25 protein-coding genes are annotated in these 24,088 nt (G+C 70.2%); 11 read left to right on the forward strand and 14 right to left on the reverse strand.

Going from position 1 to position 24,088, the window contains the following annotated elements; translation table 11 throughout:
- Position 1 precedes the first annotated feature (1 nt).
- Complete coding sequence (gene rpmF, locus AB0K18_RS35880; RefSeq protein WP_345408644.1) at positions 2-169, forward strand: 50S ribosomal protein L32; 168 nt, start codon at positions 2-4, stop codon at positions 167-169.
- Between the two features lie 118 nt (positions 170-287).
- Entirely contained in the window at positions 288-416 is a 129-nt protein-coding gene (locus AB0K18_RS35885) for a hypothetical protein (protein ID WP_364382245.1), read from the forward strand.
- An 83-nt stretch (positions 417-499) separates the two neighbouring features.
- Here AB0K18_RS35885 and AB0K18_RS35890 read toward each other — a convergent pair whose 3' ends face one another.
- The 4 genes from AB0K18_RS35890 to AB0K18_RS35905 all read right to left on the reverse strand — a co-directional run bounded on the left by AB0K18_RS35890 (position 500) and on the right by AB0K18_RS35905 (position 4,464).
- Complete coding sequence (locus tag AB0K18_RS35890; RefSeq protein ID WP_364382242.1) at positions 500-901, reverse strand: VOC family protein; 402 nt, start codon at positions 899-901, stop codon at positions 500-502.
- Positions 898-2,502: an FAD-dependent monooxygenase gene (locus tag AB0K18_RS35895; protein ID WP_364923618.1), complete on the reverse strand. Its 1,605-nt coding sequence runs from the start codon at positions 2,500-2,502 to the stop codon at positions 898-900. Before AB0K18_RS35895 ends, AB0K18_RS35890 begins: the two co-directional genes overlap by 4 nt.
- A gap of 292 nt (positions 2,503-2,794) precedes the next feature.
- Positions 2,795-4,012, reverse strand: coding sequence for a serine hydrolase domain-containing protein (locus AB0K18_RS35900; RefSeq protein WP_364923621.1), 1,218 nt, complete (start codon positions 4,010-4,012; stop codon positions 2,795-2,797).
- Between the two features lie 116 nt (positions 4,013-4,128).
- Positions 4,129-4,464 (reverse strand): hypothetical protein, encoded by a 336-nt coding sequence (locus AB0K18_RS35905; protein ID WP_364923624.1) that lies wholly within the window; start codon positions 4,462-4,464, stop codon positions 4,129-4,131.
- Between the two features lie 119 nt (positions 4,465-4,583).
- On the opposite strand from AB0K18_RS35905, the gene AB0K18_RS35910 reads away from it, so the two are divergent.
- Positions 4,584-5,483: a LysR family transcriptional regulator gene (locus AB0K18_RS35910; RefSeq protein ID WP_364923627.1), complete on the forward strand. Its 900-nt coding sequence runs from the start codon at positions 4,584-4,586 to the stop codon at positions 5,481-5,483.
- A 224-nt stretch (positions 5,484-5,707) separates the two neighbouring features.
- Complete coding sequence (locus AB0K18_RS35915) at positions 5,708-6,307, forward strand: TetR/AcrR family transcriptional regulator (RefSeq protein WP_364923629.1); 600 nt, start codon at positions 5,708-5,710, stop codon at positions 6,305-6,307.
- Positions 6,308-6,341: 34 nt separating this feature from the next.
- Here AB0K18_RS35915 and AB0K18_RS35920 read toward each other — a convergent pair whose 3' ends face one another.
- The 6 genes from AB0K18_RS35920 to AB0K18_RS35945 form a co-directional block, all read right to left on the reverse strand.
- Positions 6,342-7,448 (reverse strand): aldo/keto reductase, encoded by a 1,107-nt coding sequence (locus tag AB0K18_RS35920; RefSeq protein ID WP_364923632.1) that lies wholly within the window; start codon positions 7,446-7,448, stop codon positions 6,342-6,344.
- Positions 7,449-8,003: 555 nt separating this feature from the next.
- The gene (locus AB0K18_RS35925; protein WP_364382221.1) at positions 8,004-8,819 is read right to left on the reverse strand and encodes a carbohydrate ABC transporter permease; all 816 of its coding nucleotides are present in this window, start codon (positions 8,817-8,819) and stop codon (positions 8,004-8,006) included.
- Positions 8,812-9,690 carry a sugar ABC transporter permease gene (locus AB0K18_RS35930; protein WP_364382218.1) on the reverse strand — a complete coding sequence of 293 codons (879 nt, stop codon included), beginning with the start codon at positions 9,688-9,690 and terminating at the stop codon, positions 8,812-8,814. Before AB0K18_RS35930 ends, AB0K18_RS35925 begins: the two co-directional genes overlap by 8 nt.
- Positions 9,691-9,694: 4 nt before the next feature.
- Positions 9,695-10,939: a sugar ABC transporter substrate-binding protein gene (locus tag AB0K18_RS35935; protein ID WP_364923637.1), complete on the reverse strand. Its 1,245-nt coding sequence runs from the start codon at positions 10,937-10,939 to the stop codon at positions 9,695-9,697.
- Between the two features lie 26 nt (positions 10,940-10,965).
- On the reverse strand, positions 10,966-12,570 hold the full coding sequence (locus tag AB0K18_RS35940; RefSeq protein ID WP_364923640.1) for a beta-N-acetylhexosaminidase: 1,605 nt from the start codon (positions 12,568-12,570) through the stop codon (positions 10,966-10,968).
- Positions 12,567-13,811: a Gfo/Idh/MocA family oxidoreductase gene (locus AB0K18_RS35945; protein WP_364923643.1), complete on the reverse strand. Its 1,245-nt coding sequence runs from the start codon at positions 13,809-13,811 to the stop codon at positions 12,567-12,569. Before AB0K18_RS35945 ends, AB0K18_RS35940 begins: the two co-directional genes overlap by 4 nt.
- 158 nt (positions 13,812-13,969) lie before the next feature.
- Between AB0K18_RS35945 and AB0K18_RS35950 the strand changes: the two genes are divergently transcribed.
- Both AB0K18_RS35950 and AB0K18_RS35955 read left to right on the forward strand, forming a co-directional pair.
- Entirely contained in the window at positions 13,970-15,136 is a 1,167-nt protein-coding gene (locus AB0K18_RS35950; protein ID WP_364923645.1) for an ROK family protein, read from the forward strand.
- A 50-nt stretch (positions 15,137-15,186) separates the two neighbouring features.
- Positions 15,187-16,971: a discoidin domain-containing protein gene (locus tag AB0K18_RS35955; protein ID WP_364923647.1), complete on the forward strand. Its 1,785-nt coding sequence runs from the start codon at positions 15,187-15,189 to the stop codon at positions 16,969-16,971.
- Positions 16,972-17,136: 165 nt separating this feature from the next.
- Here the strand turns inward: AB0K18_RS35955 and AB0K18_RS35960 are convergent, their stop codons facing one another.
- Positions 17,137-17,313 carry a hypothetical protein gene (locus tag AB0K18_RS35960; protein ID WP_364923650.1) on the reverse strand — a complete coding sequence of 59 codons (177 nt, stop codon included), beginning with the start codon at positions 17,311-17,313 and terminating at the stop codon, positions 17,137-17,139.
- Positions 17,314-17,476: 163 nt separating this feature from the next.
- Here AB0K18_RS35960 and AB0K18_RS35965 point away from each other — a divergent pair, with 163 nt between their 5' ends.
- The 3 genes from AB0K18_RS35965 to AB0K18_RS35975 all read left to right on the forward strand — a co-directional run bounded on the left by AB0K18_RS35965 (position 17,477) and on the right by AB0K18_RS35975 (position 19,344).
- Positions 17,477-18,013: a metalloregulator ArsR/SmtB family transcription factor gene (locus tag AB0K18_RS35965; protein WP_364923653.1), complete on the forward strand. Its 537-nt coding sequence runs from the start codon at positions 17,477-17,479 to the stop codon at positions 18,011-18,013.
- A complete protein-coding gene (locus AB0K18_RS35970; protein ID WP_364923656.1) occupies positions 18,010-18,528 on the forward strand; it encodes an SRPBCC domain-containing protein in 519 nt (172 codons plus the stop codon). Before AB0K18_RS35965 ends, AB0K18_RS35970 begins: the two co-directional genes overlap by 4 nt.
- 303 nt (positions 18,529-18,831) lie before the next feature.
- Positions 18,832-19,344, forward strand: a complete 513-nt coding sequence (locus tag AB0K18_RS35975; RefSeq protein WP_364385244.1) for a hypothetical protein — start codon at positions 18,832-18,834, stop codon at positions 19,342-19,344.
- A 124-nt stretch (positions 19,345-19,468) separates the two neighbouring features.
- On the opposite strand, the gene AB0K18_RS35980 is transcribed toward AB0K18_RS35975, so the two are convergent.
- On the reverse strand, positions 19,469-20,188 hold the full coding sequence (locus tag AB0K18_RS35980) for a MerR family transcriptional regulator (RefSeq protein WP_364385247.1): 720 nt from the start codon (positions 20,186-20,188) through the stop codon (positions 19,469-19,471).
- Between the two features lie 112 nt (positions 20,189-20,300).
- Here AB0K18_RS35980 and AB0K18_RS35985 point away from each other — a divergent pair, with 112 nt between their 5' ends.
- Positions 20,301-21,449 (forward strand): PrsW family intramembrane metalloprotease, encoded by a 1,149-nt coding sequence (locus AB0K18_RS35985; protein ID WP_364923661.1) that lies wholly within the window; start codon positions 20,301-20,303, stop codon positions 21,447-21,449.
- 104 nt (positions 21,450-21,553) lie between these two features.
- Here the strand turns inward: AB0K18_RS35985 and AB0K18_RS35990 are convergent, their stop codons facing one another.
- The gene (locus AB0K18_RS35990; protein WP_364923664.1) at positions 21,554-22,096 is read right to left on the reverse strand and encodes a dihydrofolate reductase family protein; all 543 of its coding nucleotides are present in this window, start codon (positions 22,094-22,096) and stop codon (positions 21,554-21,556) included.
- A 138-nt stretch (positions 22,097-22,234) separates the two neighbouring features.
- Between AB0K18_RS35990 and AB0K18_RS35995 the strand changes: the two genes are divergently transcribed.
- Positions 22,235-22,825: a TetR/AcrR family transcriptional regulator gene (locus tag AB0K18_RS35995; RefSeq protein WP_364385256.1), complete on the forward strand. Its 591-nt coding sequence runs from the start codon at positions 22,235-22,237 to the stop codon at positions 22,823-22,825.
- A gap of 254 nt (positions 22,826-23,079) precedes the next feature.
- Here AB0K18_RS35995 and AB0K18_RS36000 read toward each other — a convergent pair whose 3' ends face one another.
- The gene (locus AB0K18_RS36000; RefSeq protein ID WP_364923668.1) at positions 23,080-24,027 is read right to left on the reverse strand and encodes a YafY family protein; all 948 of its coding nucleotides are present in this window, start codon (positions 24,025-24,027) and stop codon (positions 23,080-23,082) included.
- Positions 24,028-24,088: the final 61 nt, after the last annotated feature.

Raw genomic sequence — 24,088 nt, forward strand, 5'->3', positions numbered from 1 at the left:
CATGGCCGTCCCCAAGCGCAAGACCTCGCGCAGCAACACCCGGCACCGCCGCAGCCAGTGGAAGGCCACGGCGCCCGACCTCGTCCCGATCACCGTGAACGGGCGGGAGCTCCTCGTGCCCCGGCGCCTCGTCCGCGCCTACCAGCGGGGCCTGATCACCGTCCAGTGAGATGACCCGGCCACCGGGCCGTCCGCCGTGCGTCAGTAAGCCGGGCGCGGTGGCACGGCAGGATGCCCGGTGGCCGTCACCGAGCCTGATGTCCGAAACCGCCGTGGGGTCGCTGTCCATGAACGAACCGCGTGTCGAGCCGGACCGCCCGATGGCGGACGAACGGCTGATCTCGGTGCTCCTCGATCGGGCCTGTAGCGAGGGGCTGCCGCCGGCCGGTGAGGGAGGCCTGCTGCGCAGCGGCTGACCACACGAGTGCCGGAGCCGGCCCTGGAAGGCGACCCGAACGGGATCACCTGGAGCTGCTGGTACGTAGCGTAAGGCGTGATGCTAGCTGTGGTGCGTCACCGCCAGGGTGCGCAGGACGCAGAACTCGTTGCCCTCGGGGTCGGCCATGACCACCCAGCTCCGGTCCGGGCCTTGGCCCACGTCCGTCCTGACGGCGCCGAGGCCGAGCAGCCTGGTCACCTCGTCGTCGGTGCTGCCGTCGATCGGGCTGACGTCGAGGTGGAGCCGGTTCTTCACGGTCTTGCCCGCGGGCACCCGGATGAACTGCAGGGTGGGTGGCATCTGGCGGGCCCGGACCTCCTCGACGGCAGGCACCCAGGACCCGATCTCGACCTTGCCCTCGCTCCGGTCGATCACTTCGAAGCCCAGGACCTCGCACCAGAAGGCCGCCAGCCTCTCCGGATCCTGGCAGTCGATGGTCAGCTCGGTGAGCCTGCTTGTCACGTCTCTCCGATGGTCGAAGGCTTACCGAACCATGCGGAGAGTGCCGCACGCAGCGAGAGCGTGGCGCTGCCGGCGCTCTCGCCGAGGCCCGCGGCCCAGGCGACGTGACCGTCCGGGCGGATCAGCAGGGTGTCGGCCGGTGGGTCGTCGGTCTTGGCGGTGTGGACGTCGAGGAGATGCCGCCAGTCGCGGGCGGTCCGGAGGAGCTCTGGGCGGTCGGCCAGGTCGAGCAGGACGGGCCGGGCGGGGTGCATGAGTTCGGCGACGCTGGTGATGCCCTGGCCGCTGTGCAGGGTGAGGTCGGGGGCGAAGGCGCCGGCCAGCGGATGATGCCCGGTGCCGGGCATCGGGTAGCGGATGTCGGTGCCGGCGACGAGGGCCCCGATGCGGCGCAGCGGCTGCTCGTCGGCGAGCAGTTCGGTGAAGACCTCGCGCAGCGCTTCGGCGGCCGCGTCGTGCCCGCGCCGCAGGGCCACCTGCGCTCGGGTGTGCAGCAGGGTGCGGGCGCCGGCCAGGTGGCGTTCGTCGTGGTAGGTGTCCAGCAAGCCGGCCGGGGCGTTGCCGTGGAGGTCGGCGGCCAGCTTCCAGGCCAGGTTGACCGCGTCCAGCATGCCGGCGTTGAGCGCCACTCCGGTGGCCGGGAACAGGTGCGCCGCGTCACCGGCCAGCAGGATCCGCCCCTCGCGGTAGCGTTCGGCCTGGTACGCCTTGAAGGTGAAGCGCGACAGCCGGGTCGATCCGGCCAGGGGCAGGTGGGCGCCGAGCACGCGGTGGATGCTGTCCTGCAGTTCGGTGAGCGTCATCGGGACGTCGTCGTCGTATTCGGTGGTCTCGTCCTCGATGGTGTAGAGGGAGACGGACTGGGTGCCGGGCGTGGAACCGACGCCGAGCAGGCCCTGGCCGGTGCGGGTGAATCCGGCGCGGATGGTGCCGAAGCCGGGGACGTCGAGATCGCCGTTGCCGAGCACGGTGACCGTGCCGGGCAGGGTGACCTGGGCCAGCCGGTTGACCTCCGGATAGGTGGTGCCGGGGAACGGGATACCGGCCCAGTCGCGGATGCGGCTGCGCGCGCCGTCACATCCCACGAGGTACCGCGTGCGCGTCCGGTACGGGCCGTCCGGGCCGAGCACGTCCACGACGACCGCGTCGCCGTCCTGGCGCACCCCGATCACCTCGTGGCCGCGCCGGAGGTCGACGTCGAGTTCGCCGGCGCGGTCGCCGAGCAGCCGCTCCAGCAGCTGCTGCGGCAGCGGCAGGGCGTGCATCGGGGGATCCGGCAGGTGGGTGAAGTCCAGGTGCACCCCGCCGAACGGGAACCGGGGAGCCGGCGCGGGGCCGGTGCAGGCCGCTTCGAGACGTTCCAGCAAGCCTCGGTGACGCAGGAGTTCCAGGATCTGGCCGCCCAGGCCGCCGGCCTTGGGGGTGTCGCGGGGGCGCGGCTGCCGTTCCAGCACCAGGGGCCGCACTCCGGCCAGGTGCAGTTCGGCGGCCAGCATGAGTCCGGTCGGGCCGGCCCCCACGATGATCACGTCGGCGTTCCCCGCCGGCCGCTCTTCTCGCAGGTCTTCCGCGGGCCGGGTGGGCCCGAGGTGGTTCGTCATCGATCACCTTTCGATCGTGTCGTTCGTCGCGCCGGTGACGTGCGCGAACCGGGACAGAGCCGCCGGCCGGGAGCCGGGCGACCGAGATGCTCTCAGGCGTGGTGCTCCTCGGTCCTGGCCTGGTCCATCTGGTGGACCACGCCAGGACCGGCTGCCGGCGATCCGCCGCGGAGGCGGGTGGAGCGGGACGCCAGGTGCCGGGGTGGCGTGTCCAGGTCCGCCGGTGGCCTCGCGTCGTGGGCCGTGGCCACGACGCGATCCCCTCTGCTCAGCAGGTGTCGAGCGGCTTGCGTCAGTCGATGGCCTGGTAGAGGGTGGTCCAGAAGTCGCTCATGAGGTGGGCCGGGCTGGGCACGGTGTAGCCGAGCTGGCAGAGCAGGATGCCGGTCAGGTCGTTGGCGGGGTCGGCGTAGGCGGAGGTGCCGCTGCCGCCGTCCCAGCCGAACTGGCCGACCGGCGCGTAGTCGCCGCGGTAGGTGCGCACCGCCATGCCCATGCCCCAGCCGCCCTGCTGGCCCTGGCCGAAGGAGATGTGCACGTTGTCGCGGGCCAGGGCGGTGCGGGCGGCGTTCTGCTCGGGGGTGAGCCGGTTGGTGGTCATCAGCTCGACGGCGGGCCGCGACAGGATGCGCCGGCCCTCGTGGACGCCGCCGTTGAGCAGCATGCGGAAGTAGGCGTGGTAGTCGTCGGCGGTGGAGACCAGGCCGCCTCCGCCGCCCTGGAAGGCCGGGGGGCTGCTCCAGCGGCCGTGCTCGGGCTCGTCCCAGGCGAGGAACTCGCCCGTGGCGGGGTCGGGTGCGTACAGGGTGGGCAGCCGGTCCAGCCGGCCGGCGGGCACGTGGAAGGCGGTGTCGCGCATGCCGAGCGGCTCGAAGACGCGCTCGTGCAGGAAGTCGCCGAACGTCTGGCCGCTCACGCGGGAGACGAGCACGCCGACCAGGTCGCTGCTGATCTGGTACTGCCACTGCGCGCCGGGCTGGTGCATGAGCGGCAGCTCCCCGAGGCGGCGCATCCACTCGTCCTGCTCGGGGACCTCGACCGGCAGGTTCGGCGTCAGGCCCCGCTCGAAGATCGCGTTCAGGATGGGGGTGCCCAGCGCCGTCATGTCCATGCCGAGGCCGAAGGTGGAGGTGAGCACGTCCCGTACGGTGATCGGGCGCCGCGCCGGCACGGTGTCGTCCAGGTCGGCGCCGATGCTCGTCAGCACCTTGCGGTCCGCCAGCTCGGGCAGCCACGGTTCGACCACGTCGTCCAGCCGCAGCCGGCACTCGTCCAGCAGCACCATCGCCGCCGCGATCGTGACCGGCTTGGAGGTGGAGGCCATCCGGAAGATCGTGTCACACCGCATCGGCGCGCCACCGTCGTGCTGCATGGTGCCCAGCGCCTCGACGTGGGTCCGGCCGCCGCGGCCGACCAGAGCCACCAGGCCGGGAATCCGCCCGGACTCGACGTGCCGCGCCAGCACGTCCCTCAGCCTGAGCAGCCCCTGCTCGGAGAAGCCGTTCGCCATAAGTGTCGTCTCCTTGTCGTCATGGTTGGTCCGCCGGTGCGGTTGCGATCCGGCGTTCGTACGTTCGCCTCGCGAAGGGACCTGACGTCGGGCCGTCGTTGACCCGTAGCACCAGGTCAGCGAGCAGCCCCAGGTGAGGGCCACTCCGCGGCGGAGCCGGGAATCTCTTCCAGCAGGCGCCGGACCGGCCGGCCTTCTCCGGCGAACCGCTCGGCCGCGGCGTACTCGTCCGCCATCGCGGTGTCACCCAGCCGCAGGTCCAGCGCTTCGGCCTGCTCCAGTAGGGCCATCCGGTCCAGTACGTCCAGCGCCTCGCCGCGCAGGCCCGCCGCGTACCCGCCCTCGCGCATCCGCGGAGCGCGCTCCACCACGGTCGGGGCGAACCCGTGATGGCGCAGCCAGTACGCCAGGGCGGGCCCGGCGATGCCGGCAGCGCAAACAAGGGCGTCCATCCGTGTGCTCCTCGACCAAGGCAAATCGTACGAATCGAGGATCAAGTACGGTGAACACCCGAAACAACGGCGAAACCCGCAAGATCACCTTCAGTGTGAGTGAACGGAGCAGGTCAGGCGTGGAACTGCGTGACATCGAGATCTTCCTGACCCTGGCGGAGGAGCTGCACTTCGGCCGCACCGCCACCCGGCTCTGCCTGTCGCCCGCTCGCGTCACCCAGGCGATCCAGAAGCAGGAACGGCAGGTCGGCGCTCCGCTGTTCGAGCGCAACAACCGCACGGTCCGGCTGACCCAGGTCGGGCGGCAGCTCCGGGACGACCTCCGGCCGCTCTACGCCGGGCTGAAGGACAGCATGGAACGCGCCCAGCTCGCCGGCCAGGGCATCACCGGCACGCTGCGCGTCGGCATGCTGCCGCTCAACGCCTATGACCTGCGCCCCTACTGGGACGTCTTCCGCCTGCGCCACCCGCAGTGGAAGCTGCGCATCCACAGCGCGCAGCTGGGCCACGCCTTTCCCGCGCTGCGCCGCGGAGACATCGACGTCCTGGTGAGCTGGCTGCCCGTCGACGAACCCGACCTCACCGTGGGGCCGGTCGTGTTCGCCGAGCAGCGCGTGCTGGCCGTCGCCAAGGACCACCAGCTCGCCCCGCGCCCGTCGGTCTCGCTGGAGATGATCTCCGACTTCCAGCATCCGCACGCCGACACCGGGCCCGGCTACTGGTTCGACGCCTACGCCCCGCGCCTTACTCGGCGCGGACGTCAGATCGAGCGCGGCCCCGTGGTGGGGGACGCCGAAGAGGCCATGACCCTCGCCAGCATGGACGGGCTCGTCGTGCTCTTCCCCGCCCACGTCGCCCGCTACTGGACCCGGCCGGACATCGCCTACCTGCCGGTCATCGACATGGAGCCGCTGCCGTACGCGCTGGTGTGGCGGAGTGAGGCGGAGAACGAGCCCATCCGGGCCCTGGCCGATATCATCCGCGACCTGGGTCCGCTCCCGCCGGCCGCTGCCCCTTGAGGCGGTGTCTGAGCAGCTCGGCGGCCAGGAGCCGGTGGTCGTCCGGCTACCCGTCCGCCGTCGTGGACGCCAGTGGCCGCGCCTCGCCGGGATGCGCATGCCGCGACCGGAAACCGGCGTACCCGTCTGATCTCACCGACGTCGAACGGCAGGTGCTGGAGCCCGGGGCATTGACGCTGTCCAGGGAAGTAAAATGTACTGAGAGGTACACTTTCGGAGGTCCAGTGCTCACCAAGAAGGGTGCCGCGACCCGCCGGCGGATCATTGAAGCGGCGGGGGCCGAGATCCGCGAGCGTGGGGTGGCCTCGACGACTCTCGACGACATCTGCCGGCGCAGTCGCACTGGCAAGAGCCAACTGTTCCACTACTTCCCCGACGGCAAAGAGCAGCTCATGCTGGCGGTGGCCCAATGGGAGGCCGACCAGGTGCTCGCGGACCAACAGCCCTATCTCGGGCAGCTGACCTCGTGGCCGTCGTGGCATCAGTGGCGTGACGCGGTGGTCGAGCGGTATCGGCGGCAGGGGGTGCACTGCCCGCTGGGGGTGCTGATCACCGAGATCGGCAGGTACAGCCCAGCCGCGCAGGCCGTTACCCGGCAACTGATGGAACAGTGGCGGCGCCAGATCCAGGTGGGCATCGAGCGGATGCGAGAGAGCGGCCAGATCAGCCGGGACGTCGATCCCGTACGTACCTCCGCCGCCCTGATCGCCGCGATCCAGGGCGGCGTGACGCTCTTGATGTCGACGGGCTCCGCGGAGTACCTGGAGTATGTGCTGGACCTGTGCCTCGACCACCTGCGTACGGGCGCACCCGCGCGCACCTGAGCCTCGGTGGGCGAGGCGAGACCTGCCTCGCGGATCAGATCTGCTTCTCCGGCGCCCAGTTCCGGACAACGGGTTGGTAGCCGACCGGCTTGTCACCGACTTTGACACCGACGTTGATCAACCACGACTGGTACTCCGGCGTGAACATCTTGTACAGGTCGCCCGGCGGCACGGCACTGGCCGCGTCGAGCTCGGCGCGCAATTCCGCCGGCAGCTCGAAGTCGAGGGCCGCCAGTGAGGAACCGAGCTGCTCGGCGCTGCTGGCCCCCACGATGGCCGAGGCTATCCCTGGCTGGGTCACGACCCAGTTGAGCGCCACCTGGGCCATCGTCACGCCCAGTTCGCCGGCCACGGTCTCCAGCGTCTTCAGCAATTCCCACTGCTGGTCGTTCCACTCCAGCCCGCCGCCGGCGCCGCTGAGGCGTCCTTCGCCGGTCAAGCCCTTGTCCGAGTTGCGGTACTTGCCGGTGAGGAAACCGCCGCCCAGCGGACTCCACGCTGTGATCCCGAGTCCCAGGGCCTGCCCGGCGGGAACGTGTTCTGTCTCGATGGTCCGTGCGGCGAGTGAGTAGGGCAACTGCAGGTTGACCATCGGCGCGAGCGAGTGTGCTTCGGCCAGCGTCTGCGCTCGGGCGGCGTACCAGGCCGGCACGTCGGACAGGCCGGCGTAGCGGATCTTGCCCGCCTTGGTGAGGTCGTCGAAGGTGCGTAGTACCTCCTCGACGGGGGTGATGCGGTCCCACGTGTGCAGCAGGTACAGGTCGAGGTAGTCGGTCCGCAGGCGGCGCAGCGACGCCTCGATCGCCCGGATCATGTGCTTGCGGCCGTTCCCGCCCGCGTTCGGGTCACCAGGGTCGATGCTGTTGGTGAACTTGGAGGTGAGCACCACCCGCTCGCGGACCCCGGCGTCGGCGATGAGCTTGCCGAGGATCGTCTCGCTCGCGCCCGCCGTGTAGAAGTCCGCGGTGTCGATGAAGTTTCCGCCCGCTTCCAGGTAGCGGCGCAAGATGGGCCGGACTTCGTCCTCGGTCTTGCCGTAGGGGGCGTGGAAACCGTCCTTGCCGAAATTCATCGTGCCCAGCGACAGGCGGCTGACTCGCAGCCCGGAACGGCCCAGCAGATAGTACTGGTCGAATGACATAACTGCATTTCTCCTGAAAGAGGTAATGAAGAGGCTTTCACCTTGCGGAAAGCTTGCGGACGTAGTCGGGATGGCTGTGGTCGCGCCAGGCGATGATCTGGCCGCTGGAGAACTCGTGGAGGGCAAGGCTCATGATCGGGGCAGCGGTCCGCCGGGCCGCGCGCGCCCGTGAACCTGCTCGGCGATCAGGACCTGGTGGATGATCGCGACCTTCACCTGCTCGAAGTTCTCGAGTCGGTGTTGCGGGCCGCCGGGAAGCGGCGAGCCAGGTCGTCGTCGGTCACGAATTCAGGATGGAGCGCGAAAAATGTACCCGCAAGTCCAGAATCTCGACCCTGTGGCCGAGGAGGACTGTAAGAACACCCAAGCGCGTCCTCGGCGGCGGAGCCGAAGCCCGCGGCAACGCCGCCGTCCTGGTGGGGTCGTTTCACCGTCACCTGCGCGGGGCAGCAGGCGGCCCGGCACGGACGCTGCTGGCGTCCACCAGACCCTCACCGACCCGGCCCACGTCCAAGTTCTCCGAAGGAGAAGGCGAACCCGCCCGCGATCAGTCGGCTAACCCTTCGAGCCGGTGAATGCGATGCCCGCGATCAAGTGCCGTTGCATGACCACGAAGAGGACGATCACCGGCAGGGAGGCCACGACGGCGCCGGCGAACAGGATCGGGAAGTTGGTCTGGAACTGGCCGCGCAGCGAGGCGAGCCCCGCCGAGAGCGTCATCATCTCCGGGTCGGTGTTGACCACCAGCGGCCACAGCAGGCTGCTCCACGACCACATGACGGTCAGCAGTCCCAGGGCGAGCAGGCCCGGCCTGACCAGCGGCAGCATGATGTGCCAGTACACCTGCACCGGGTTGGCCCCGTCCAGGCGGGCGGCCTCGTCGAGCTCCCTGGGCAGAGTGAGGAAGAACTGTCTCAGCAGGAACGTCCCGAAGGCGCCGAAGACGCCCGGCGCGATCAGCGCCTGCAGGGTGTTGAGCCAGCCGAGCCCCTGCATGATCTCGTAACGCGGAATGATGAACAACTCGCCGGGAACCATGAGGACGGCCAGGAAGAGCAGGAAGATGGCGCCGCGGCCGGGGAAGCGCAGCCGGGCGAAGGCGAAGGCGGCCAGCGAGCACAGCAGCAGCTGCCCGGCGGTGACGGCCGCGGTGACCACGACGGTGTTGAGGAACTGCCGGGCCAGCGGCACGGTACGGAAGACGTCGGCGAAGTTCGACCACTGCCAGGAGGGCGTGAACCGTGGAGGCACGCGCAGTGAGTCGGGCAGGGTCTGCAGCGAGACCACGAGCTGCAGGGCGAAAGGCGCCAGCATCACCAGCGCGCCCGCGGCCAGCAGCACGTGGGCCGGCCAGGTCCTCGGCCTATTCATAGTGCACCCACTTCTTCTGCAGCCGGAACTGGATCGCGGTCAGCACGAGGATCAGCCCGAGCAGCACCACGGCGATGGCCGCGGCGAGCCCCCGCTGGTTCTGCACGAATCCTTTCTCGAAGAAGAGGTAGACGATCGTGCGGCTGCCGCTCAGCGCCGGGCTCTTGAGGTCGATCATGAGGAAGACCAGGTCGAAGACCTGCAAGGCGTTGATCATGGTGATCACGATGACGAAGAACGTGGTGGGGGTGAGCAGCGGGAGGGTGATGCGGAAGAACTGCCGCACCCGTCCCGCCCCGTCGATCGAGGCGGCCTCGTAGTACGGCCGCGGGATGCCCTGCAGCCCGGCCAGGAACAGCACGGCGTTGTAGCCGATCGTGCTCCAGACCCCGACGATCGCGATCGCGTAGAGGGCGAAGTCGGGATCGCCCACCCAGTACGGCCCGTCGACGCCGATCGCGCCCAGCAGGTGATTGATCGCGCCGAAGTCGCCGTTGAACAGGTAGCGCCAGGTCAGGCCGACCGCGGCGGGCATGGTGACGACGGGCAGGAAGTACAGGGTCCGGTAGACGCTCAGGCCACGCAGTCCCGGCACGTTGAGCAGGGCCGCGACGACGATGGACAGCGGTACGCCGGCCAGCACGAGCACGGCGTAGAGAAGGGTGTTGCGAAGCGCGCCGAGCATCTCCTCGTCGCCGAGCAGGGTGGCGAAGTTGGCCGTCCCCACCCAGGTCTGCCCGCCGAACACCCCTGACTCGGTGAAGCTGAGGTACACGGTCTGGGCGATGGGCCACAGGTAGAAGACGGCCAGGCCCAGCGCCATGGGGGCGATGAGGAGGTATCCCCACGCCCACTCGCGCCTGGAGTGCATCCGTCTACTCCTTGGCCAGGATCTCGTTCATCTGCGCCGCGATCTCCCTGGCCACGTCGGCGACCGGCCGCTTGCCGGACCAGGCGTCGGCGAGCTTCTTGTTCTGCACGTCCTGCCACTGCGCGGTGTTCAGCGTCGCCGGGTACGGCACGCCGTGCGGCATCGAGGCCTCATAGGTCTCCTTGAGGTGGAAGGAGGGGAAGGCCGTGAACCAGCCGTCCTGGGTGCCGGGACGGACCGACAGGGCGCCGCCGCCGCTGTCACTGATGATCTTCTGCGCCTGCTCGGAGGCGACGAACGCGGCGAAGGCCGCCGACTCCTCGGGGTGCTCGCTCTTGGCCGAGACGGCGTTGGCCAGGCCGAGCAGGATGACGGCCTCCCGCGCGGGCCCCTTGGGCAGGGGAGCCACGTCGATCCGCTCGCGGATCTCGGGATTGGCCCAGTAGGTGGAGGCGAACCAGACGCCGCCGTAGTACATGCCGTACTTGCCCGACTGGAAGAGCTGGATGGGGTCGGTGTCGGTGTACACCTCCGCGACGGGCGCGACCTTGTCCTTGATGAGGCCGGTCCAGAACTCGAGGCCCTGGATGGAGGCGGGGTCGTCGAAGCCGCTCTTCTTGCCGTCGGGCGAGAGCACGTGCCCGCCGGCCTGGATCATGGTGTTGTAGAAGCCACCCTGGTCCCACATCGGGGCGAGGATGCCGAACTGCTGCTTGGCCGGGTCGGTCAGCTTCTTGGCGGCGGACTTGACGTCGTCCCAGGTCCAGTCGGCGGTGGGGTACTCGAGGCCGGCCGCGTCGAAGATCTTCTTGTCGTACCAGAGCGCGGGGATGCTCACGTTGTGCGGCAGGCCGTAGAGCTTGCCCTCGTAGCGGTAGCCGTCCACGACCGCCTCGGGCAGGCCCGCCGCCGCGGACTCCGCGAGCGGGGCGATGACGCCGCCCTTGGCGTACATGCGGACGTTGAGGCTGTTCATCCAGAAGACGTCGGGGGCCGCGCCGCCGGACGCGGCCGTCTGGAGCTTGGTCCAGTACTGCTCCCAGGGGGTGATCTCCAGCTTGACGGTGACGTTCGGGTGGGCCTGCTGGAAGGCGGCGATGATCTTCTCCGAGCCGGCCTGGTCGTTCTTGTCCCAGATGGCGTAGCTGATCGTGACCTTGCCGTCGGCGTCGGGTTCGGCGGAAGAGCCGCAGCCCGCGGTGAGTACGGCCAGGCTGACCAGCCCGGCCAGGGGGAGACGAAGACGCACGGGTTTCTCCAGGTTGGGGGGGTGACTTAGAACCGCAGGTTCGCGGTCCAGGCGGCGAGCTCGCCGTCGATCTCCGCCCGGGTCCGGGGGTGGCCGGGGGCATCGGGGCGTCGCTGCCAGGGGTGCGGGCCGGCGGCCGGGCGATATTCCACGCCCAGCGCGTCGAGCCGCTTCTCGTGCACGGCGAGCCGGACGAGGAAGTCCTCGAGGTCGCGCTCGCTGCTCCACACCGCCTCGGCGAAGGCGGCCAGGCGGGGGAAGGCCATGTAGTCGAGCAGCCGGGGCGAGTCGATGTGCTCGGTCCACAGCGCCGCCTGGGCGCCGAGGATCCGGCCCCGTTCCGCCTCGGTGAGGGCGGCGGGAACGGGGTCGAAGGCGTACACCGTCTCCAGGCAGGTCACGCTGCCGATGGGTACCGGCTCCTGCTCGCCCTCGGCCTGGCGGAAGTCCAGGTAGGTCTCGGCGAAGGGCGAGACGACCACATCGTGGCCGGCCCGGGCGGCCATGGTCGTGCACCTCTCGCCGCGCCAGGAGGCCACGGTGACGCCCGGCGGCAGGCCGCCTTCCAGGAGCTCGTCCCAGCTGAGCGGTCTGCGCCCCCGGGCGAGCAGGAAGTCGGTGAAGTGCCGCATGAACCAGGTCTGCAGTTCCGCGGCGTCGCGCAGGCCGAGCTCGCGAATGCGCTCCTTGGCGGCGAGGCTGTCGTTCCACTGGGTCTTCGGGACCTCGTCGCCGCCGACGCAGACGTAAGGGCCGGGGAAGAGCTCCAGGACCTCCTCCAGCACGTCGAGGAAGAAGGCGATGGTCGCATCGGCGACGTTGAGCACGTTCTCGCTGATGCCCCATTCCGTGGCCACCTCCGGTGGGGTGGCGAGGTTGCCGAGCCGCGGGTAGGAGGCGATGGCGGCCTGCGTGTGGCCGGGCAGGTCGATCTCCGGGACGACGGTGATGAACCGGTCGGCGGCGTAGGCGACGATCTCCCTGATGTCGTCCTGGCTGTAGAAGCCGCCGTGCGGACGGCCGTCGAAACGGCGGTGCCGCCGGGCGCCCAGCGGCGACTCGCGCCGCCAGGCGCCGGTCTCGGTCAGCTTCGGGTACTTCCTGATCTGCAACCGCCAGCCCTGGTCGTCGGTCAGGTGCAGGTGCAGGACGTTGAGCTTGTGCATGGCCAGCAGGTCGATGTACCGCAGCAGGTCGTTCTTGGGCAGGTAGTGGCGGGCCACGTCGATGAGGCAGCCACGCCAGCCGTACCGGGGGGCGTCGGCGATCGAGACGGCGGGGACGCTCCACGTCCTGCCGGCGATGCGGCCCCTGCGGAACGCGGCCGGGTGGAGGAGCTGGCGCAGCGTCTGCGCTCCGTAGAAGGCGCCGGCCGGGCTCGCCGCCTCGATCAGCACCGACTTCTCCGTGACCGTGAGCCGGTACTCCTCCGGCCCGAGCCCGCCGGCCAGACGGAACTCGACGCCGCCGGGCCCCTCGGGCAGCGGCAGGCCGGTGGCCGGCAGGAGGCTCGCGCGCAGCCACGCCGCCGCCCTGGCCAGCACCGGGTCGGCGGCCAGCGCAGTGGTGACGGTGAAGGTGAAGCACCCCTCGCCGGGGGACAGACGGGCGGGCGCCGGGATCGTCGTCACAGGGCCTGCACCGTCCGGGACGCGCGGGCGCGCTCGGCGGCCCAGACGACCAGGTGCCCGGCCAGGGCCTCGGCCGGACCGGCGCCGAGCGGCGCCTGGTCGCCCGCCTCCACGGCGTCGATGAACGCCTTGATCAGTCCGGCGTCGCCGCCGCCGTGGCCGTCGGCCAGCGAGGCGCCCGCGCGCGTCGCGGTGTCGATCCTCTCCTCCGCGCCGGTCGTGAAGTCGACGATCCTGATGCTCCGGCCGTCGCCCTCGGCGAAGCCGTGGGTGCCGAAGACTCTCGTCTTGCGGTGTTCGAGCGGGGTGAAGGCGGTCATCGTGAAGGACGCCGTCGTGCCTCCGGCGAACTCCAGCATCACCACCTGCTGGTCCACCACGTCGTTGTCGCAGGTGTAGACGCAGCGGCCGTACGGGCCCTGCTCCAGCGCCCGCATGACACCCGCCGTCGTGGCGTCGGAGGTGACGGGGCCGAGCGGCCAGAACTCCTGATCCGGATCGCCCAGGCACCCCAGATACAGGCGCTTGGCGGAATAGGGGCAGGCGGGTTCGACCGCGCAGCTCACGCAGCGGCTGCCGGCGCCCGGCGGCCGGCTCTCCGGCCGGAAGTGCGTCAGCGAGCCGAAGGAGGCCACGCCGATCGGCTCGTCGCCGAGGAGGTACAGCAGCCAGTCGAGGTCGTGGCAGGACTTGGTCAGCAACATCGGCCCGGATTGGGCGGTGTTGCGCCAGTTGCCGCGGACGAAGGAGTGGGCCATGTGCCACCAGCCCACCGGTTCCAGGTGCTGGACGCTGGAGATCGCGCCCAGCCGGCCGCCGTCCACCAGTTGCTTGAACTCCCGGGTGTAGGCGGTGTAGCGCATGACATGGGCGAGCGCGAAGACGACGCCGGCCCGCTCGACGGCCTCGACGATCCTGCGTGCCTCGGGTTCCGTCGGTGCCATGGGCTTCTCCAGCAGGACGGCGTAGCCCAGCCCGGCGAAGGCCACCGCCGGGCCGGCGTGCAGCCTGTCCTGGGTGGCGATCACCACCGCGTCGGCCAGCCTCGGTACGGCGGCCAGCTCCTCCCAGCCCGTGAAGCGGGCCTGTTCCGGCAGGCCGTGCTCGTGGGCCAGCGCGTCCCGCCTGGCGGGGTCGGGATCCGCCACGGCGACGATGCGCGCTCGGCCATCGGCGGCTGCCGCCCTGGCGTAGATCTGGCCACGGGCTCCCGCCCCGATGACGGCCAACTTCACGGTCATGTGCCGACCCCCGATTTATTGCGGAGTTCATAGATATTCACGATCGAGGTCTTGCCGTCAAGCCCCTCCGCATCAGATGATCCAGGTGGCAGACGCCCGGCGGAGGGCGTGCCAGAGGGCATTAATCCGGAGACCGCAATTAACGGGAGGTAGAACCTGTGCAGGTCGGTGGTGGTGACCTTCAGCGGCTGCGCCAGCTGAACTCGCTCAGCAGCATTCGCGTCCTGCGTGCGGCGCCGGGGCCGCTGACCCTCACCGAGCTGGCCACGCTGACGGGGCTGTCACGCAACTCCGTCATCGAGGTTGTCGGCGACCTGCACGAACTCGGCTGGCTCACCGACGTCGAGCCCGCTCCGGGGAGTCTGGGCCGGCCCGCCAAGCGATACCGCTTCCGGACCGACGCCGGCCATGTGCTCGGCATCGACGTCGGCGTGCACAAGGTCCTCGCCGTGATCACCGATCTGGCCGGCCGTACCGTCTCCAGCGGCCGGGTCGCGGTGGACGGGCGCACCACGCGCGACGAGCGGCTGGAGGCCGTGTGGCGGGCCGTCGAGGCCGCACTCGTCGCCTCCGGACTGAGCGCCCGCGACCTGTGGGGCGTCACCGTCGGCAGCATCGGCGTCGTCAACAGGGAAGGTGTGGTCACCCGGGTCGAGTCCCTGCCCGACTGGGCGGGGGTCGATCTCATCGGCCATCTCGGGCAGCGGCTGTCCTGCCCGATCACCGTCGAGAACGACAGCAAGCTCGCCGCCCTCGCCGAACAGCGGCTCGGTATCGCGTCGGGCGTCCGCGACCTCGTCTACCTGCACGCGGGCCGCCGGCCAGGCGCCGCCCTCATCCTCAGCGGACGCCTGCACCACGGCTTCAGCGGAGCCAGCGGCGAGGTCGGGCTCATGGAGATGACCGGCTGGCGCACCATGGCCGCCCACCTCGAGGGATCGCGCGCGGCACGGGGCGCCACGCCCGAGGACGCCGCCGGTCTGGTCTTCACGGCCGCCCGGGCCGGCGATCCCGAGGCCCTTGAGGCCGTGAACGCCTACGCGCACCGGCTCGCGCTCGGCACCGCGGCCATGGTTCTTACCCTCGACCCCGAACTGGTCGTGCTGGGGGGCGGATTCTCCCGCTCGGCCGACGTCCTGCTGCCCGCCCTGCGCCGGGCGCTCGAACCCCACTGCCTGCGCGTGCCCGAGATCCGGTCCTCGACGCTCGGCGAGGAATGCGTCGCGCTCGGCGCGGCCTGCCTGGCGCTGGAGCACGTGGACGACCATTTCTTCTCTTCCGACGGCTCGATCTCCCGCCCCGCGGCGCCCCAGCGGCTCGCCTGATACCCCGCTCCCGGGAAAAACGCACACCCCCCTTCCAGGAGGACACGCCCATGCGTAGATCCATCCCGCCTCTCGCCGCCGCTCTGGCCTTGACCGGGCTGCTCACCACGGCACCGGCGGCGGCCGGCGCCGCGGCCACGCCCGTGAGGTACCGGCTGGAATGTGACGGGCTGCTTGCCGGCAGCACCTGCACGGCGGTCGCCACGGCCCGGCCGCGCCCGCACCACGTGCAGGAATTCACCCTCACCGTCACCAGGGGCGACCAGGTATGGGCGCGGGAGACCCTCTACAGCCGGACCGGGACCGTACGCAGCCGGCCGTTCGTCCTGCCCGCGCGCAGGCAGAGCGTGAAGCTCGACGTCTCCGTCACCACCCTGCACGAGCAGCAGGTCGGCACCCCCGTACGGATGATGTCCTGGAACCTGTTCGTCGGAGGCACGATCAACGGCCAGGAGAAGACGGGCGAGAATCTCCGGCAGATGATCGACTACATCAACGAGGTCGACCCCGATGTCCTGTTCGTGATCGAGGGGTACGGATCGGGGCAGAAGATCCTCGACGGGCTGAACGCCGGACGGCCGGCGGATGAGCGGTTCACCGGCGTGCGGCTCACCACGCCGGAGGACTACAGCGCCAACGGCGACAACCTGTGGCTGTACACCAAGCTCAAGGTGGAGAAGGTCTACCCGCGCTACGCGGACGCCGACATCACCTCGTTCAACCTCGGCGGCGCCCGGCTCGGCCTGCCCGACGGCAGGCACGTCCACGCCTTCAGCATGTGGACCTGGCACGAGATCTCCGCCAACTGGGACGTCCACGAGGCGGCCGTGCAGAACATCTACGGCCGGCCGCGGACGAAGACCGACGCGCAACTCCTCGACGACGACCGCTTCCGCCGCGTCGCCATGGGCAGGGCCATCCTGGAGAAGGCACTGCCGTCCTTCATCGGTGACGACGACGCCCCCGTGCTCATGGGCGGCGACCTCAACGCCTGGCCGTACCTGGACTGGACCGAGCAGTTCGCCGGCGCGCGCGGGCACGCGGGCCTGGTGCTGCCCTGGCCGTTGACCAAGATGTTCGCCGACTCCGGCTTCGTCGACACCTTCCGCCACGCCAACCCCGACGCCGGGCGCCACCCCGGCCGCACCTGGAGCTCGCAGAGCGGCTTTCGCTCCGCGCCCGCCCGCATCGACTACATCTTCACCCGCGGCAAGGACGTCCGCGTCCTCGGCTCCCGCATCGACGACCGCCGCCTGCCCCGCCATCAGGGCAGCGCCCTCGACCAGGCCTACCCGTTCTACTCCGACCACAGCGCGGTGGTCACCGACGTGGTGATCCGCGGCAGGGGAACGGGCCCCGACCGGCCCGCCGTGGCCGACGAGCCCGAGGACGCCCCCGGCGGCTGGCCTTCTCCTCCGGAGGGCACCCCGGTGCCTCCGGCCGAGCTCAGCGCGACGGCCACCGTCTCCAAACCCGGCACCGGTGACCCGGCCAGGGCGGTCGACGGCGACCCCTTCACCGACTACCGCTCCGGCGTCGCGCCGCAGCCGCACACCATCACGGTAGACCTCGGACGGGTGCGGAACCTGTCCGCGGTCAGGTTCCAGCCCACGCTGGCGTACGACATGAGCGGCACCGTCGAGCGGGGCGTCGTGCAGGTGAGCGAGGACGGCACGACGTTCAGGGACGTCGAGCGGGTCGAGTGGCCGCGCATGTCGGCTCCCCACGACGTCGACCTGAAGGGGGTCTCGGCCAGATACCTGCGGTTGCGCGTGGACTACGGCATGGGCGGGGCCTCCACGCTCGCCGAGATCATCCCGTACGAGGTCTCCTGACGGCGGAACGCTCCCGCCCCCTGTCACGGGAGCACCAGGCTCCACCCGCACCAGGGCAACCGCACGTGCGGTGGCGACCGTAAGAACGCCTGGAGATCGTCTGCCGCACGCCACACCGGCAGCGACCCGGCCCGGCGTCCGCCGGGCCGGCGATCCAGCGGGACCTCAGCATGCCGCCGCCGTTCGGCGGAGCAGGGGTTCGGCGGCGGCCCGCAGCTCGTGGCCGAACGGCGATGGCCGCAAGGTGGCCGGGTCCAGATTGACGTTGACGCGATAACCCTCGGCGTGCGCCACCGCCCGCTCGACCAGCACGGCGTACCGGGAGTTGTGCAACAGGCCCATCGCATCGATCGTCGAAATGCACCTGGACCGGTTCGTACACGCCGTCAGTCATGATCAATCCTCCGGGAGACGCGTCGGGTCGGGGCAGAGCGCTCGCAGGCGTTGCAGCACGGCGCGGCGAGCGTGAACGAAGGAGGCCGCCCCGTCGTGCAGGCGGGGGTGGATGATCACCATCTCTCCGAGGGCGTCGATCTCGTACGAGTTGCGCCACGTCCACGCTTTCCGCCAGCTCGCCCGCCGCGATGGCCTGCGCCACCAGTCGCCGGATGAACTCCTGCCACTCGCGCATGGCGCGCGCGGCCCGATCGCGCGATGCCGGGCCCCCGACGGAGGTCAACGCATCGCCGCCGGCCTGCCCCGACTTGCATCTCATATTTCTAGTTGGCAATATGAGCACGTGAGCGCCTACGCAGCCCTTGCTGAGCCGCACCGCAGGCAGATCCTCGATCTGCTGCGGGAGCGTGAGCGGTCCGCCGGAGAACTGGTGGAACGCCTTGACCTGAGCCAGCCCGGCGTGTCCAAACACCTCAAAGTGCTCCGCGAGGCCGGTCTCGTCGTGGTGCGCCCGGTGGGCAAGCAGCGGATGTACGCGTTGAGTCCGGAGCCACTGGCCGAGGTCTACCAGTGGCTGGAGCCCTACCGCGTGTACTGGTCGGGACGCCTGGACGCCCTTGAACGACACCTTGAGGAGAACCCATGATTCACGGAACCCTGCAGAAGATCGACGGCCGTCCGGCGCTGCGCTTCGAGCGCAAGCTGTCCCACTCGATCGAGCGGGTGTGGCGGGCCGTCAGCGTCCCGGCGGAGCTGGAGCGCTGGTTCCCGGCCGCGGTCGACTGGACGCCGGCGGTGGGGGAGACCTTCGAGGCCGCCGGCCAGACCGTGGAGGTGACCGAGGTCGACCCGCCCCGCCGCCTGGCCTGGACGTACGCGGGCCAGCACCACAGCTTCGACCTGACCGCCGAGGGGGACGGCTGCCGCCTGGTCTTCACCCACGTCATCGACGACCTCGACACCGCGGCGCAGACCGCCACCGGCTGGGAGACCTACTTCTGGCGGCTCGGGCCGTACCTCGACGGCCAGTTCATCTCCGAAGAGGTGGCGCACGAGCCGTGGGAGGAGCTCCACGAGCACTACGCCCAGCTCCTGGGCGTGGATCCCGAGCCGGGCCGGCGGTTCGCGCGGGTTCTGCGCGGCGACGACAGCGCCGCCTGACCGCGCCGTAGACCCCCCGCATCGGGCCGGGCCGGGGCCCGCCGGGCCTGCTCCTTGGCCTGCCGGCCCTGGCCGTCTCGGGCGGTGAGCCGCGCGGGTGCGGGCATCGAGCGTTCCCTTCGCGTGCGGTCTCCCTGGGCTTCTGCCCAGGCCGTACGGCGCCCACCAGCTCAGGCCGTGCATCACAGATCCGTTGCAGTATGCAACGGTTGTCTGGCGTATCAGGACATTTCCGGATGAAATGGTCGTAGATCGCCTCGCGCCGGTGCAGGGCGAAGAAGGAAGCAGAGAAGGGATCTGGTTGTGTCGTGGTGGCTGCGCGCGCTCTGGACCGCCGCGGTCGGCCTCGTGACGGCCCTCCTCGCGCTGACCTTCGTCCGCCTGCTCGAGATGCCCATCGAGCTGATCTTCGATACCGAGCTCCGCGTGCGGCTGAACAGGGACGTCCATCCGCGTCTCACGCCCGTGATCGGAGCGATGGAGGCGCTGGGCATCGTCGTGGCCGCCGCACTCGCCACGGCAGAACGGGGGACGAACCGGTTCCGCCTCACCGTCCTGGCCGGAGTCCTGATGGTCGCCGCGTTCGTGCTGTGGCTCGCCGTGGTGCGACCCGTGAACGGGATGTTCGCCACGTGGATGGCGCAATCCGTACCCGTCGACTGGCAGCACTGGCACTCCCGATGGACGCGGGGCCACATCGCGAGCGCCGTGCTGCTGAGCGGTGCCCTGGTGCTCCTGCTCACCGCCTTGACCGGGCCACGGCGCGTCGCGGGCCTCGGCAAGAGAACCCGGAGCCGCCCCGACGGCGCGCTGTAGGAGTGGGTTCAGCCGCATCGAGGTGACGCCGGTCAGGATGAGGAGGAAGGTCACCGCGCCACGCGCGTCATGCGGTTTCCAGCTCGGTCGCGGGGCGCCGGCGGTGCGGGCCGACGGCCCCGGGTCAGCCCAGGTGTTTCCAGATGCGTGTCAGGACGTCGAGCTGTGCCGGGTTGTAGAGGTCGAGCACGGCGCTGATCACCGCGGCGGTCGCCGCCTGCCGGCCGGTCGCCGCGTGCTCGACGGTGCGGGGCGGTGACGGGTGCTTGCCGTTCAGGGCGATCATCTGCGGAAGGATGTGCCGGGCGAGTCGTTCACGGGTCTCCTCGTCGGCGTCCGGCGCGAGCGCGTCGAACTCGTCGGTCACGTCATCGCGCTCGAAGTCGCGCAGGAGCGCCTGCCAGTGCGGGGTGTTGGCATCGCCGACCACCTGGGAGAGCACGGCGAACAGCGACCGGTCGGCTCGCGACAGCCGCGCGTCGGTCGCCGCAGCCGAGATGCCGAAGGGCAGGTCGGTCGGTACCGGCCGATCCCGTAGCTTCGCGATCTCCTCCCTCGCCTCCTCCAGCCGCGCGATCGTGGCGGCGAGTTCGGCGTCCACGGCGCGCAGGGTCTCGTCGAGCTGCTCCGGCTCGTCCTCCATCGCCGCGATCGCGGCGAGCGAGAAGCCGAGTCCGGTGAGACGGCGGATCTGCACGAGCCGCACGAGATGCTCGGTGCGATAGACCTTGTAGCCGTTCGGCAGCCGTTCAGGTTCGTCGAGCAGGCCGATCTCGTGGTAGTGCCGGACCGTACGCAGGGTCGTCCCGGCGAGTCGTGCGACTTCCCGCGTGCTCCAGCTCATGCCGCCTCCCTCCTCATGACCGGCCGATTTGAGTATGCCGCAACGGCACGGTGTCCCCTGGAGCAGCGACCGCAGACCTGCGGCGCCGAGGTACCGACGAAGGAACACAGCAATGCGCACATCGACGAGCCCCGCGCGCAGCCGCACGTGGGCTCTCCGGCTCTTGTCGGCAGGAGCCGCGTGGCTCTTCTCCGTAGTCTGGGTGGCCACGCAGGCCGGTTGGAGCGGGGTGGCGGCAGGATTGCCGCTGTCCGCCCTGGTCACCCTTCCCGTCGTGGGCGCGTTCCGCTGGCTCGACCGCTGGGAGCCCGAGCGGCCGCGTCGCCTGGCGTCGGCGTTCGCGTGGGGAGCGTCGTTCGCGGCGTTCTGCTCGATCTGGTCGCAGCAAGGACTTCAGGCCGTCGTCGACACCACCATGGGTACGGACGTCGGCGCGTGGTTCCGCCCGCTGGTGATCACCCCGGTCACCGAGGAGATCCTCAAGGGCTTGTTCCTGGTGTGGCTGCTGGTGTACCGCCGCAGGCAGGTCACCGGCCTGCTCGGCGGCGTCGTCTACGCCGGGCTCGTCGGCGCCGGGTTCTCCTTCACGGAGAACATCCTCTACTTCGGTCGCATCATCACGACCTTCGCCGCGTCGGACACGTCCGACGTCAAAGCCGTCGCCCTGCTCGGGGCCGGCTTCTTCCTGCGCATGGTGATGGTGCCGTTCTTCCACCCGCTGATGGTCGCCGTGTTCGGACTCGGCATCGCCGCAGCCGCGAACAAGCGCGGCCGAGGCGCACGCCTGGGGCTCGCCCTCGCCGGGCTGTTCGTCGCGATCGTCCTGCACGGCGCATGGGACTGGGCGGGGCTCGCCGGAAGCGATCCATACCTGATCTACAAGATCTACGGAGCCGTCATGATGCCGGTGTTCCTCGCGATGCTGGTCCTGGCACTGGTCGTACGCAAGCGCGAAGGGAAGATGATCGCCGGGGCCCTGCCGGCGCTGGCACAGGACGGCCACGTCGCTCCCGACGAGGTGGCACCCCTCGCGAACCTCGCCGAACGCCGCCGCTGGAGGCGAGCCGTCCGCCGCCGCTCGGGCCGAGCGGCGGCTCGCGCCACCGGCCGCTACCAGGCGGAAGTGAGCACGCTCTGCCTCCTAACGATCCGAACCCCCGGGGACCGGGTTGGGCTCGACGAGCAGATACAGGCGACGGCCGTGGCGAGAGCGGACATGCTTGCGGCTCAGGCTTCGAAGCCGTTGCTGAGCAGCTCATGAATGTCCGATTGCCGGTTCGCCCACGGGCTCGGCACGGTAGTCGTGGTCGCGGGCCAGCTGAGAGCAACCGCAACCTGGCCGACCTGGTGGCCGAGCACCTCTGGCTAACGGAGGACTCGGTAGCGAAGATGAGTCTCACTCGCGAAGGCTGATGTATCGAGGCGCTCAAGTTCGATGTGCCGCCCAAGGCCTGCGAACAGCGAGATGCCGTCGCCGAGCAGGACCGGCGCAACGTCCAGGTGGAGCTCGTCGACGAGACCGAGCCGCAGGCACTGTCGTGAGATGGTTCCTCCGAGCAGGCTGACCCAGCCGTCCCCGGCCGCTTGCGTGGCCAGCCTGACGGCCTCGTTGATGTCGTCGACGACGAAGTTGTACGTGGTGCCGTCGCGCTCGATCGGCTCATGGGCGCTGTGGGTCATCAGGTAGACCGGGACCTTCAGCATGCCGCCATACGGGATCTCGCCGTCCTCGATGGTCTGGGTCTTGTTCGCGCCGCCGACCACCGCGCCGATCCGGCTCATCACTGTCTCGACGACGGCGTCATCCTCGGGAGCGGAGGGTCGGCCGAACATCCAGTCGACCCCGCCGTCCTTCGTGGCCATGAACCCGTCAAGAGTGATGGTCGCGTGGACGATCACGGTAGCCATGAGCCGCTCCTATCTCCGAGAGGTGAGTCGGGCGACTCGCCTCTATCAACCTAATCGTGGTCGTAATGGTGAGTCAAGGAACTCGCCTCGTGAGATACTGAACGGATGACACGTGGACGCTCCTCGTACCACCGTGCGGTGGCCGCGACCAATCGCGAGGCGATCCTCGGCGCCGCCGCTCAGCTCTTCCTGGAGTTCGGGTACGACCGCACGCCACTGGCACGTGTCGCCGAGCGCGCAGGGGTGTCCAAGTCGACGCTCTTCAAGCAGTTCCCGACCAAGGCCGAGCTCTTCGAGGCCACGGTGCTCGCGGCAGGCGGGTCGCCGGCTCCGGAACCGGTCGAGATCCCGACCGGCGACCTCTACGCCGGGTTGGTGGTGCTAGGCCGGGCGTATTCGGAACTGTTGACCCGTCCTCGCATGGTCGCTCTGATGCGGACCGTGATCGCCGAATCGCACCACTTCCCCGAACTGCGCGAGCGGACCTTCGACTTCGGCACGCTGCCTGTCCTGCAGGCGCTGGGGCGCTATCTGCGGGAGGCACACTCCGCAGGAAGCGCCGACATCGATGATCCGGATCTGGTATCCGCACAGTTCCTCGGCATGATCGCTTCCGCGGTCTTCTGGCCGCGCCTCACGCACGGTACGTGGTCGATCACCAAGGAGGAGCGGTCGCGAGCGGTCGACGAAGCGGCCCGGACGATCGCCGCGCGCTTCGCGACTCCCTGACAATCCCCCGTGGGAGGGCTCGGCCCGGTTCGTCGTCGTCGGGTTCTTGCGGGACGTCGCTGGTGAGGGGCACGAGGTCGCCGGTGAGGCCGACGGCGGCCTGTGCGGGGCGGGTCAGCCCGAGGCTGCGGACGCGGGCCGGCGTCCGCTTGAGTCGGCGGACGATCCCGAGCCCGCGCTTCGTGGGTGAGCTTGTCGTTCGCCTCCTGGTAGGAGAGCCGGTTCAGGTAGCTCTCGATGTCGGCGCCCGACGGCTACGCTCCGGGACGGGAGCGGGCGACGGCCAGGGTGAGCGCGGTGACGTGCTCGGCGAGGGCCGTGACCAGCGCGGGCGGGCTGCGGACGGTGAAGGGCCAGGGCAGGCCGGTGAGGATGCGCGCCATGGCGGGCAGGCTCTCCGCGCCGCTGACGAGGAGCACGCCGCCGTCGGGGCAGGCGTGCAGGTCGCCGAAGGTGGCCGGCAGGTGGTCGCGGGCGGTGTCCAGGTCGGTGTCGAGCCATACCTCGGTGCGGTGGGTCCAGGCGCCGAGCGTCAACGTGTGCAGGACGTGGGCGACGGGGTCGAAACCGCCGGGCGGGGTGAATGTGCCGGGCAGTTCGGCGGCGTCGCTGATCCGGTCCAGGCGGTACATGCGGATGGCGGCGCGCAGATGGTCGTGTCCGACCAGGTACCAGCGGCGTGCGTGCACCACGAGCCCATACGGGTCCACCTCGCGTGCGCCGCGGGTGTGCTCGATCCGGACGGTGTGCCGCGCGTGGACCGCCGCGGCCAGCGTCAGCGCCAGGTGGGGTTCGGGAGTCAGCGGGCCTGCTGTCGCCGAGGTGGCGGCGATCAACGCGGTGACGCGCCGGCGCAGCGGCGCGGGCAGGACACGGTTGAGTTTGACCAGCGCCCGGTCGGTCGGGCCGGGCTCTCCCACCTGTTCGTGCTGCTTGCCGGTGGCCAGCGCGACCGCGACGGCGACCGCTTCGTCATCGGCGAGCATCAGGGGCGGCAGGCGTACGCCGCGGGCCAGCCGGTAGCCGCCGTAGCGTCCGCGGACGGACTCGACGGGGATGTCCATGTCGCGCAGGGCGGTGATGTAGCGGCGGACGGCGCGGGCGTCGACGTCCAGGCGCCGGGCCAGTTCGTCAGCGGGCACCAGGCCGCGGTCTTGCAGGATTTCCAGCAGTGCCAGGACACGAGTCGCGGGACGGGACACGGTCGCGATCCTAATGAGGGCAGAAAGCGTCCACAATCCTCCCTAGCCTTGCGCCGGTAAG

Source organism: Nonomuraea sp. NPDC049421, from assembly GCF_040677005.1.
Lineage (GTDB): Bacteria > Actinomycetota > Actinomycetes > Streptosporangiales > Streptosporangiaceae > Nonomuraea > Nonomuraea salmonea.